8 protein-coding genes are annotated in these 11,261 nt (G+C 69.0%); 1 reads left to right on the forward strand and 7 read right to left on the reverse strand.

What is annotated here, in order from left to right; genetic code table 11:
- Nucleotides 1-58 precede the first annotated feature (58 nt).
- The 7 genes from ACFU7D_RS25635 to trpC form a co-directional block, all read right to left on the reverse strand.
- Nucleotides 59-1,525: a glutamate synthase subunit beta gene (locus ACFU7D_RS25635; protein WP_378728449.1), complete on the reverse strand. Its 1,467-nt coding sequence runs from the start codon at nt 1,523-1,525 to the stop codon at nt 59-61.
- The gene (gene gltB, locus ACFU7D_RS25640; RefSeq protein ID WP_378872714.1) at nt 1,518-6,074 is read right to left on the reverse strand and encodes a glutamate synthase large subunit; all 4,557 of its coding nucleotides are present in this window, start codon (nt 6,072-6,074) and stop codon (nt 1,518-1,520) included. The genes ACFU7D_RS25635 and gltB overlap by 8 nt, the downstream gene beginning before the upstream one ends.
- A 277-nt stretch (nt 6,075-6,351) precedes the next feature.
- Entirely contained in the window at nt 6,352-7,314 is a 963-nt protein-coding gene (gene lgt, locus ACFU7D_RS25645) for a prolipoprotein diacylglyceryl transferase (RefSeq protein WP_378872716.1), read from the reverse strand.
- 8 nt (nt 7,315-7,322) lie between these two features.
- On the reverse strand, nt 7,323-7,940 hold the full coding sequence (locus ACFU7D_RS25650) for an SCO family protein (protein ID WP_378872718.1): 618 nt from the start codon (nt 7,938-7,940) through the stop codon (nt 7,323-7,325).
- Nucleotides 7,937-8,734, reverse strand: coding sequence for a tryptophan synthase subunit alpha (gene trpA, locus ACFU7D_RS25655; protein WP_378728453.1), 798 nt, complete (start codon nt 8,732-8,734; stop codon nt 7,937-7,939). The genes ACFU7D_RS25650 and trpA overlap by 4 nt, the downstream gene beginning before the upstream one ends.
- Nucleotides 8,731-9,990, reverse strand: a complete 1,260-nt coding sequence (gene trpB, locus ACFU7D_RS25660; protein WP_378872720.1) for a tryptophan synthase subunit beta — start codon at nt 9,988-9,990, stop codon at nt 8,731-8,733. The genes trpA and trpB overlap by 4 nt, the downstream gene beginning before the upstream one ends.
- A gap of 8 nt (nt 9,991-9,998) precedes the next feature.
- Nucleotides 9,999-10,781, reverse strand: a complete 783-nt coding sequence (gene trpC / locus ACFU7D_RS25665) for an indole-3-glycerol phosphate synthase TrpC (RefSeq protein WP_378728455.1) — start codon at nt 10,779-10,781, stop codon at nt 9,999-10,001.
- A gap of 147 nt (nt 10,782-10,928) precedes the next feature.
- Here trpC and ACFU7D_RS25670 point away from each other — a divergent pair.
- Nucleotides 10,929-11,261: DUF4190 domain-containing protein (locus ACFU7D_RS25670; protein WP_378728456.1), on the forward strand; the 333-nt coding region annotated here is incomplete at its 3' end.

Below are 11,261 nucleotides of genomic sequence, written 5' to 3' on the forward strand. Positions count from 1 at the left end.
CCGATGTGGAGGTGCCGGGCCAGTGGTCGGCACGCCGTTGTGCCTCGGCCTGTGGGCCTCAGACCATCAGCTGCCGGTCCGTCGGGCGGATCGGCGCGGGCAGGTTGGTCGAGCCGGTAAGGAAGGTGTCGACGGCGGCCGCGGCGGCGCGGCCCTCGGCGATCGCCCACACGATCAGCGACTGTCCGCGACCGGCGTCGCCGGCGACGTACACGCCGGGGACGGAGGTGGCGAAGGAGTCGTCGCGGGCGACGTTGCCACGAGCGTCGTACTCCACACCCAGCTGGGTGAGGAGGCCGTCCTTCTCCGGGCCGGTGAAGCCCATCGCCAGCAGCACGAGGTCGGCGGGGATCTCCTTCTCGGTCCCCTCCTTCTCGGTCAGCTTGCCGTCGATGAACTCGACCTCGACGAGCTTCAGAGCGCGTACGCGGCCGTCCTCGGTGCCGAGGAACTCCTTCGTGGAGACGGCGTAGACGCGCTCGCCACCCTCCTCGTGCGCGGAGGCGACCCGGTAGGTCATCGGGTAGGTCGGCCACGGCTGAGCGTCGGGGCGCTCCTCCGGCGGACGCGGCATGATCTCGAGCTGGGTGATCGACTCTGCGCCCTGGCGGATGGCGGTGCCGAGGCAGTCGGCGCCGGTGTCACCGCCACCGATGATGACCACGTGCTTGCCCTCGGCCAGGATCTGGTCCTCCACGGCCTCGCCGATCGAGGACCGGTTGGACTGGGGCAGGTACTCCATCGCCTGGTGGATCCCGGCGAGCTCGCGCCCGGGGACCGGGAGGTCGCGGCCGACGGTCGAGCCGTTGGCCAGCACGATGGCGTCGTAGCGGTCCCGGAGCTGCGCGCCGGTGATGTCGGTGCCGGCGTCGACGCCCGGGCGGAAGACCGTGCCCTCGCGACGCATCTGCGCCAGGCGCTGGTCGACCTGCGACTTCTCCATCTTGAACTCGGGGATGCCGTAGCGAAGCAGCCCGCCGATCTTGTCGGCCCGCTCGTAGACGGCCACGGTGTGGCCCGAGCGGGTGAGCTGCTGGGCGGCGGCCAGGCCCGCAGGGCCGGAGCCGATGACGGCGACCGCCTTGCCGGAGAGCCACTCGGGCGGCTGCGGCTTGACGTGGCCCGCGTCCCAGGCCTTGTCGATGATCGCGACCTCGATGTTCTTGATGGTCACCGCGGGCTGGTTGATGCCCAGCACGCAGGCGGACTCGCACGGAGCCGGGCAGAGGCGACCGGTGAACTCGGGGAAGTTGTTCGTCGCGTGCAGGCGCTCGGAGGCACCCTCCCAGTCGTTGCGCCAGACCAGGTCGTTCCACTCGGGGATGATGTTGCCGAGCGGACAACCCTGGTGGCAGAACGGGATGCCGCAGTCCATGCAGCGCGAGGCCTGGGTGTTGATGATCGGCAGCAGAGCCTTGCCGATCTTGCCCGGGTAGACCTCGTGCCAGTCCTTGACACGCTCGTCGACAGGACGACGGGTCGCGACCTCGCGCCCGTTCTTCAGGAAACCCTTCGGGTCAGCCATGGAGGACCTCCATAATCCGCGCGGCAGCCTCGTCCTCGTTGAGACCCTCCTCGAGGGCCTCCTCCTGGGCTTCGAGCACGCGCTTGTAGTCACTGGGCATGACCTGCGTGAAGCGGGTCAGTGAGTTCGGCCAGTCGGCCAGGAGCGCCTCGGCGACGGCCGAGCCGGTCTCCTCGAGATGGTCGCGGACCAGCTGCTCGAGCTCGGCGGCGTACTTCTCGTCCACCGGGGTGGCGTCGTCCAGCTCGCTGTTGAGGCGCTGCTCCTCGAAGTCGAGGACCCAGGCGACCCCACCGGACATGCCGGCTGCGAAGTTGCGCCCGGTCGGGCCGAGCACGACGACACGGCCGCCGGTCATGTATTCGCAGCCGTGGTCGCCGACACCTTCGGTGACGATGCTGGCACCCGAGTTGCGGACCGCGGCCCGCTCCCCCACGCCACCGCGGATGTGGATCCGCCCGCTGGTGGCGCCGTAGGCGAGCGTGTTGCCGGCGATGATGTGCTCCTCGGCCCGGAACCCGGCCGTACGCTCCGGGCGGATGACCACCCGGCCGCCGGAGAGGCCCTTGCCGACGTAGTCGTTGGCGTCACCCTCCAGACGCAGCGTCAGGCCGCGCGGGATGAACGCGCCGAAGGACTGGCCCGCCGACCCGGTGAAGGTGATGTCGATCGTGCCCTCGGGCAGACCCTCACCGCGGTAGCGCTTGGTGATCTCGTGACCGAGGATCGTGCCGACGGTGCGGTTGACGTTGCGGATCAGCAGCTGGGCGCGTACGGGCTCGCCGCGCTCGAGCGCCGGGGCCGCGAGCGGCACCAGCTCGTTGATGTCCAGGGACTTCTCCAGAGCGTGGTCCTGGCCCTTGGTGTTGAAGAGGGCCTGGTCGGAGAACTGCTGCGGCGACTCCACACGGGTGAAGATCGGCGACAGGTCGAGCCCGGAGGCCTTCCAGTGGTCGATCGCGTCACGGGCGTCGAGCGCCTCGGCGTGGCCGACGGCCTCGTCGATGCTCCGGAAGCCGAGCTCGGCGAGGAGCTCACGGACCTCCTCGGCGATGTAGCGCATGAAGTTGACGACGTACTCCGCCTTGCCGGTGAACCGCTCGCGCAGGACCGGGTTCTGGGTGGCGACGCCGACCGGGCAGGTGTCGAGGTGGCAGACCCGCATCATCACGCAGCCGGAGACGACCAGCGGCGCGGTGGCGAAGCCGAACTCCTCCGCACCGAGCAGCGCGGCGATGACCACGTCACGGCCGGTCTTGAGCTGACCGTCGGTCTGCACCACGATCCGGTCGCGCAGGCCGTTGAGGAGCAGCGTCTGCTGCGCCTCGGCGAGGCCGAGCTCCCAGGGACCGCCGGCGTGCTTGAGCGAGGTCAGCGGGGAGGCACCGGTGCCACCGTCGTGACCGGAGATCAGGACCACGTCGGCGTGGGCCTTGGAGACACCCGCGGCGACGGTGCCGACGCCGACCTCGGCCACGAGCTTCACGTGGACGCGAGCGCTCGGGTTGGCGTTCTTGAGGTCGTGGATCAGCTGAGCCAGGTCCTCGATGGAGTAGATGTCGTGGTGCGGCGGCGGGGAGATGAGGCCCACGCCCGGCGTCGAGTGACGCGTCTTGGCCACCCACGGGTAGACCTTGTGGCCGGGCAGCTGGCCACCCTCACCGGGCTTGGCGCCCTGAGCCATCTTGATCTGGATGTCGTCGGCGTTGGTCAGATACTCGCTGGTGACACCGAAGCGTCCCGAGGCCACCTGCTTGATCGACGAGCGACGCTTCGGGTCGTAGAGACGATCCGGGTCCTCACCGCCCTCACCGGTGTTGGACTTGCCGCCGAGCATGTTCATCGCGACGGCGAGCGTCTCGTGAGCCTCCTTGGAGATCGAGCCGTACGACATCGCGCCGGTCGAGAAGCGCTTGACGATCGCCTCGACGGGCTCGACCTCGTCGATCGAGATCTTCTGGCGGCCCAGCTCCTCGGCGCCCTTGAGCTTGAAGAGTCCGCGCAGGGTCATCAGTCGCTCGGACTGCTCGTTGACGCGGTCGGTGTACTGCTTGAAGACGTCGTAGCGGCCGCTGCGGGTGGCGTGCTGGAGCCGGAAGACCGTCTCCGGGTCGAACAGGTGCGGCTCACCCTCGCGGCGCCACTGGTACTCGCCGCCGATGGGCAGCGCACGGTGGGCGTTGGCGACGCCGTCACGCGGGTACGCCGTGGCGTGCCGCTTCGCGACCTCCTCGGCGATCACGTCGAGGCCGATGCCGCCGAGCTTGGAGGTGGTGCCGGTGAAGTAGCGCTCCACGACCTCCTTCGACAGGCCGACGGCCTCGAAGATCTGCGCGCCGGTGTAGGAGGCGACCGTGGAGACGCCGATCTTCGACATCACCTTGAGGACACCCTTGCCGAGCGCCTTGATCGTGTTGGCCATCGCCTTCTCGGCGTCGGCCTTCACGTAGTAGCCCTCGTAGGCGAGGTCCTCGACGGACTCGACCGCCAGGTAGGGGTTGACCGCGGCGGCGCCGTAGCCGATCAGCAGCGCGACGTGGTGGACCTCGCGTACGTCGCCGGCCTCGATCAGCAGGCCGACCTGCGAGCGGGTGCGCTCCCGGACCAGGTGGTGGTGGACGGCGCCGGTCAGGAGCAGCGACGGGATCGGCGCCATCTCCTGGGTGGAGTGACGGTCGGAGAGGACGATGATGCGGGCGCCGTCCTCGATCGCCTGGGAGACCTCGGCGGAGATCTCGTCCAGACGCGACTGCAGCGCCTCGGCCCCGCCGTCGACCTCGTAGAGGCCGCGGACGATGTGGACCTGGAAGCCGGGCATGTCGCCGTCACGGTTGATGTGACGGATCTTGGCCAGGTCGTCGTTGGAGATGACCGGGAACGGGAGCACGATCTGGCGACACGAGGCCGGACCCGGGTTGAGCAGGTTGGACTCGGCGCCGATGGTGCCGTTGAGGCTGGTGACGAGCTCCTCGCGGATCGCGTCCAGCGGCGGGTTGGTGACCTGCGCGAAGAGCTGGGCGAAGTAGTCGAACAGCATCCGCGGCTTGTCGCTCAGCGCCGCGATCGGGCTGTCGGTGCCCATCGAGCCGATCGGCTCAGCGCCGGTGTTGGCCATCGGCGCGAGCAGGATCCGGAGCTCCTCCTCGGTGTAGCCGAAGACCTGCTGGCGGCGGGTCACGCTCGCGTGGGTGTGGACGATGTGCTCGCGCTCGGGGATGTCCTCGAGGCGTACGAGACCGGCGTGGAGCCACTCGTCGTAGGGGTGCTCGGCGGCGAGCTCGGACTTGATCTCGTCGTCCTCGATGATGCGGTGCTCGGCGGTGTCGACGAGGAACATCTTGCCCGGCTGGACACGGCCCTTGCGGACCACGGTGGCGGGGTCGATGTCGTCGAGCACGCCGGCCTCGGAGCCGAGCACGACCAGGCCGTCCTCGGTGACCCAGTAGCGGGAGGGGCGCAGACCGTTGCGGTCGAGGACCGCGCCGATCTGGGTGCCGTCGGTGAACACGACGCTCGCCGGACCGTCCCAGGGCTCCATCAGCGAGGAGTGGAACTCGTAGAACGCCTTGCGGGCGGAGTCCATCTCCTCGTGCTTCTCCCACGCCTCCGGGATCATCATCAGCATGGCGTGCGGCAGGCTGCGGCCGGCCAGGTGGAGCAGCTCGAGCACCTCGTCGAAGGAGGCCGAGTCGGAGGCACCCTCGGTGCAGATCGGATAGAGCCGCTCGAGGTCACCGGGGATCAGCTCGGACTCGAGCAGCGCCTCGCGCGCCTTCATCCAGTTGCGGTTGCCCATGACCGTGTTGATCTCGCCGTTGTGGGCGATGAACCGGAACGGGTGGCTCAGCGGCCAGCTCGGGAACGTGTTGGTCGAGAACCGGCTGTGCACGACGGCGATCGCGGAGGCGACCCGCTCGTCGACCAGGTCGGGGAACACGTCGGCCAGCTGCGGCGTGGTGAGCATGCCCTTGTAGACGATGGTGCGGCTCGACAGCGACGGGAAGTAGACGTCGGTCTCCTTCTCCGCGCGCTTGCGCAGGCAGAAGGCGAGCCGCTCCAGGGCCAGGCCCGTGATGCGCTGCTTGGCGCCGGCGACGAAGAGCTGACGGAAGGTCGGCATGACCGCCTTGGCGGTCGCGCCGAGGGAGTCGGGGTTGACCGGTACGTCACGCCAACCGAGGACGTCGAGGCCCTCCTCTGTCGCGATGTCCTCGACCAGCTTGATGGTGCGCTCGACCTGGTCGACATCGCCCGGGATGAAGGCGGTGCCGACGGCGTAGGCACGCTCCGCCGGGAGGTCGAAGTCGACGACCTCACGCAGGAAGGCGTCGGGGACCTGGAGCAGGATCCCGGCGCCGTCGCCAGAGTTGGTCTCGGCGCCGGCGGCGCCGCGGTGGTCGAGATTCACCAGGGCACGGATGCCCTGCTTCACGATGTCGTGGCTGGCGACGCCGGTCAGTGTTGCAACCATGGCGACGCCGCAGGCGTCCTTCTCGAACCGAGGGTCGTAGAGGCCCTGGGGGGATGGATACGAGTGCTCGTACGGCACCGGGATCTCCCGTCTGTCCGGGCTCAGGCACGCACCGACCGACGCAGCCCAATAGCCCCGGATTTCCGACTCTGCTTCGAGTCGGGTCCGGAGTGAGGGATGTCTGCGACGAGTGCGCGCGCCCTTGCGGGGATGAAACTGGCAATCTGCAGGGGACAGCGTTGGCCCGCGCGAGTGCGGCTAGGTTACCACTGTGTCACGCGTAGGTTGCGAACGAGGGTCGATCGGCGGACACCCTCCCGCCGGGCGCTACGTTGCACCCAATTTCTGCGTCTGATCAGGCCTTTGTCGAGGATTCCTCGTCGTCGGTCCCGTTGTCGGCTGCATCGCCGTCAGTGTCGCTCGCGGGGTCGTTCTCGGTGTCGATCTCGGTGTCGTCGTCGACGTCGTTCGCCGGGGCCTTGGCAGGATCGCTGTAGACCTCCTCCTCGACACTACCCCGGCCGGTGACGGTGGCGTACGTCCACCACGCTGCTGCCAGGACGAACAGGATGATCGACATCCACTCGCTCCAGCGCAGGCCGAGCACGTTGACCAGCTGCACGTTGTCGATGCGCAGGGTCTCGATCATGCCGCGGCCGAGGCAGTAGGCCATCACGTAGAGCGCGACCACGCGGCCGCCGCCCAGGCGCAGCTTCTTCTGCAGGTAGACGATCACGAAGAAGGCGAGGATGTCCCAGCAGAACTCGTAGAGGAACGTCGGGTGGAACGTGGTGCCGACCGGGAACTGGCTGGGACCGTCGGGGAAGCGCGACGGGTCGATCTCCAGACCCCAGGGCAGGTCGGTGGGCCTGCCGAAGAGCTCCTGGTTGAACCAGTTGCCCCAGCGGCCGATGCCCATCGCGAGCAGGCAGGTCGGGGCGATGGTGTCGAGCAGCGGGATGATCTTGATGCCCTTGGTCTTCGCGCCGATGATCGCACCCACGGCACCGAGCGCGATCGCGCCCCATACACCGAGCCCGCCGCGCCAGATGTAGAGCGCCTCGATCGGGCTGCCCCCGACGCCGAAGTAGAGCTGCCAGTCGGTCATGACGTGGTAGATCCGGCCGCCGACCAGACCGAACGGCACCGCCCACAGCGCGATGTCCTGGATGTCACCGGCGCGGCCGCCGCGGGCCTGCCAGCGCCGCTCGGAGACCCAGACGGCGACGATGATGCCGAGGATGATCGCGAAGGCGTAGCCGCGCAACGGGACCGGCCCGAGCCAGAGCACGCCTTCGGCCGGGCTGGGGATGGACATCGGGAGCATCATGCGGCGGTTTCTTCCTCAAGAAGGTGATGGATGTCGTCGGCGAACTGCTTCGGCGAGGTGTTCATCGACCACACGACCCTCGCCTCTCCCCCGGTGACTGCGGAGACGTGGGTGTCGTGGACTCCGAGATCGTAGCCCCCACTGGGTAGCCGGTCGGCCTCCCCTATGTAGAGCCGCATGGACTCGGCCAGGGTGACGATGTCCTTCAGGTCACCGGTAAGCCCGATGAAGTCCTTGCCGTAGCGGTCCAGATACTTGCGCAGGACCTGCTGAGAGTCACGCGCGGGGTCGGTGGTGACGAAGACGACCTCGACCTTGTCCCGGTCCGCCTCGTCGAGGCGGGTCAGTGCCGCGGTCAGGCTGGACATCACCAGCGGGCACTCGTCGGGGCAGCTGGTGTAGCCGTAGAACACCAGCGTCAGCGGCCGGGCCACGTCGGTGGACAGCGAGAACGGCTCGCCCTCGGTGTCGGTCAGCGCGGTGTCGGAGAGCTGGTAGGGGGTGTGCTCCTGGCCGGTCATCGCGGAGGCCGGCGCCTGGCCGGTGCCGGCAGCACCGCAGCCGGTGAGCACTCCGATGAGGACGAGCAGGACGGGAAGAGCCAGGAACCTCAACGCGAGCGGACTCCCGCGGCCAGGTCCTCGGTCAGGCTCGCCAGCGCCTTGAGCGCCGCCTGCTCGTCGGAGCGGTTGTCCAGCAGCGTACGCACGAAGGCGGAGCCGACGATGACCCCGTCGGCGTACGCGGCCATCTCGGCCGCCTGGGCGCCGTTGCTGACCCCGAGCCCGACGCCGATCGGCAGGTCCGTGGTCGCCTTCGTCCGGGCGACGAGGGGCGCGGCCAGGTCGGAGGTCTTCGCGCGGGCGCCGGTGACGCCCATGACCGCGGTGGCGTAGACGAAGCCGCGGCAGGCCGCCGTGGTCATCGCGATCCGCTCGTCGGTGCTGCTCGGCGCGACCAGGAAGACCTTGTCGAGGTCACGGGCGTCGGCGGCCTCGACCCACTCCTGGGCGAAGTCGGGGGTGATGTCGGGCGTGATCAGCCCTGCGCCGCCCGCGTCGTGCAGCTGCTGGGCGAAGCGGTCCACGCCACGGCGCTCGATCGGGTTCCAGCTGGTCATCACCAGGGTCGGCACCCCGGTCGCGGCCACGGCCTCGACGACGCGGAAAACGTCATCGACACGTACGCCGCCGTCGAGCGCCTGCTGCACGGCGTCCTGGATCGTGGGGCCGTCCATGACCGGGTCGGAGTAGGGCAGCCCGATCTCGATGATGTCGCAGCCGGCCTCGACCATCGTCGTCAGCGCCTCGATCGAGCCCTCGACCGTGGGAAAGCCCGCCGGGAGGTAGCCGATCAGGGCCGCGCGGCCCTCGGCCTTCGCCTTCTCGAACGCTACCGACGTACTCACTGTGCTTCTCCCTGCTTGCTGTCGCCGAGACCGAAGTAGTCGATGGCCGTGCCCATGTCCTTGTCGCCGCGACCGGACAGGTTGATCAGGATCGTGGCGCCCTCGCCGTGACGCTCCTTGACCTCGGGCGCGATCTTGATGGCACCGGCGATCGCGTGGGCAGACTCGATCGCCGGGATGATGCCCTCGCTGCGCGAGAGCAGCGCGAAGGCGTCCATCGCCTCCTTGTCGGTGATGCTCGTGTAGCTCGCCCGACCGGACTTGGCCAGCCAGGCGTGCTGCGGGCCGACCCCGGGATAGTCGAGACCGGCGGAGATCGAGTGGGACTCGATGGTCTGGCCGTCCTCGTCCTGGAGCACGTAGGTGCGGGCGCCGTGGAGCACGCCCGGGTCGTTGGCCTGGATGGTGGCGGCGTGGCGACCGGTCTCGAACCCGTCTCCCCCGGCCTCGAAGCCGTGGATCTCGACGTCCTTGTCGTCCAGGAACGCGGTGAAGAGGCCGATGGCGTTGGAGCCGCCGCCGACCGCGGCGACGACCGCGTTCGGGAGACCGCCGAACTGCTCGATCGCCTGCGCGCGGGCCTCGTCGCCGATGCCACGCACGATGTCCCGGACCAGGGTCGGGAACGGGTGCGGCCCGGCGGCGGTGCCGAACAGGTAGGCGGTGTGGTCGACGCTGGCGACCCAGTCGCGCAGCGCCTCGTTGATCGCGTCCTTGAGGGTGCCGCTGCCGGAGGGCACCGGGACGACCTCGGCGCCGAGCAGCCGCATCCGGGCCACGTTGAGCGCCTGGCGGTCGGTGTCGACCTTGCCCATGTAGACGGTGCAGTCGAGACCGAAGTACGCAGCGGCGGTCGCCGAGGCGACGCCGTGCTGGCCGGCGCCGGTCTCGGCGATGACCCGGGTCTTGCCCATCCGCTTGGTCAGCAGCGCCTGGCCGAGCACGTTGCGGATCTTGTGGGCGCCGGTGTGGTTGAGGTCCTCGCGCTTGAGGAGGACCCGGACGCCGAGCTGCTCGGAGAGCCTCGTGGCGTGGTAGAGCGGGCTCGGCAGGTTGGCGTAGTCACGCAGGATCGCGTCGAACTCGGCCACGAACTCCGGGTCGGCCTTCGCCTTCTGCCAGGCGTCGTCGAGCTCGATGAGCGCCTTCATCAGCGCCTCGGGCATGAAGCGGCCGCCGAATCCCTCGGCCTCGCCGCCGAACCAGCCGAACTCGTCGGCGTCGTAGCTCGTCGTCTCGTGGATGTGAGTTGTCATGGCTGGTCCTAGCCTTGGATTCCGGTGAACTCGGCGACCGTGCCTTGCGGGTCGCCATGCTTGACCAGCGCCTCGCCGACCAGGACCGCGCGGGCCCCCTCGGAGACGTGGCGCTTGACGTCGGTGGCGGTGAAGATGCCCGACTCGGCGACCTTCACCCGGTCCTCGGGGATGAGCGGCGCGAGCCGTCCGAAGACGTCCTGGTCGATCTCCAGGGTCTTCAGGTTGCGGGCGTTGACGCCGATCAGCTCGGCACCGAGGTCGACCGCCCGGGTGACCTCGGCCTCGTCGTGGGTCTCGACCAGCACCGTCAGCCCGAGCTCACGAGCCTGGTCGTAGAGGCTGCGCAGCGTGTCGTCGTCCAGCGCGGCCACGATCAGCAGCGCCAGGTCGGCGCCGGCTGCCCGGGCCTCCAGCAGCTGGTAGGGCTCGACGATGAAGTCCTTGCGCAGGATCGGGGTGTCGACGGCTGCCCGGACCGCGACCAGGTCGGCGAGCGACCCGCCGAAGCGGCGTTCCTCGGTGAGCACCGAGATCGCGGCGGCACCGCCGGCGGCGTACTTCTGGGCCAGCTCGGCCGGGTCCGGGATGTCGGCCAGAGCACCCTTGGAGGGGCTCTTCCGCTTCACCTCGGCGATCACGCTGCTGCCCGGCGCACGGAAGTGCGGCATCGGGTCGCGAGGCGCGTCGACGTCGGCGAGCCGGGCCCGCAGATCCGCCTCGGACACCGTCGCCTGGCGCTGCGCCAGGTCCAGACGTACGCCGTCGATGATCTTTTCGAGCACCGACATGTTTAAACCTCTCGTTTCCGGGTATGACCCACGTGCAAAGCCTCTCACCCGAACCGTGACACGCCCGATTTGGCGCCACAGTGCGGGCGGGAAACGTTAAGTTTCTCCCATCTCAACCCAACTCGCCTGACTTTGGAGGTCAGACACATGAGCTACGGAACTCCGCCGCCGCCGCCCCCGTACGGTTCGCCGGCACCCGGGCAGCCCGGCCAGCCTGCGGGCAACAACAAGAAGGCGATCTGGGCACTTGTCCTCGGCATTCTCGGTTGTGTCTGCTGTGGTTTCTTCGCCGGTATCCCGGCGATCATCCTCGGCAAGATGGCCCAGAACGAGATCGACGCCTCCGGCGGAGCGCAGAGCGGGCGTGGCATGGCCACCGCCGGTTTCATCCTCGGCATCGTCGCCGTCGTCCTCGGCATCATCGGGGTCATCTTGAACCTCTCCGGTGCTCTCGACTTCAGCACCAGCACCACCACCTAC

Origin of the sequence: Nocardioides sp. NPDC057577, assembly GCF_042801335.1 — a bacterium.
GTDB lineage: Bacteria > Actinomycetota > Actinomycetes > Propionibacteriales > Nocardioidaceae > Nocardioides.

Excerpts from the sequence above, each read along its gene's own strand:
- ACFU7D_RS25635 (WP_378728449.1), bottom strand. The coding sequence starts at position 1,525 with ATGGCTGACCCGAAGGGTTTCCTGAAGAACGGGCGCGAGGTCGCGACC.
- lgt (WP_378872716.1), bottom strand. The coding sequence starts at position 7,314 with ATGTCCATCCCCAGCCCGGCCGAAGGCGTGCTCTGGCTCGGGCCGGTC.
- trpB (WP_378872720.1), bottom strand. The coding sequence starts at position 9,990 with ATGACAACTCACATCCACGAGACGACGAGCTACGACGCCGACGAGTTC.
- trpC (WP_378728455.1), bottom strand. The coding sequence starts at position 10,781 with ATGTCGGTGCTCGAAAAGATCATCGACGGCGTACGTCTGGACCTGGCG.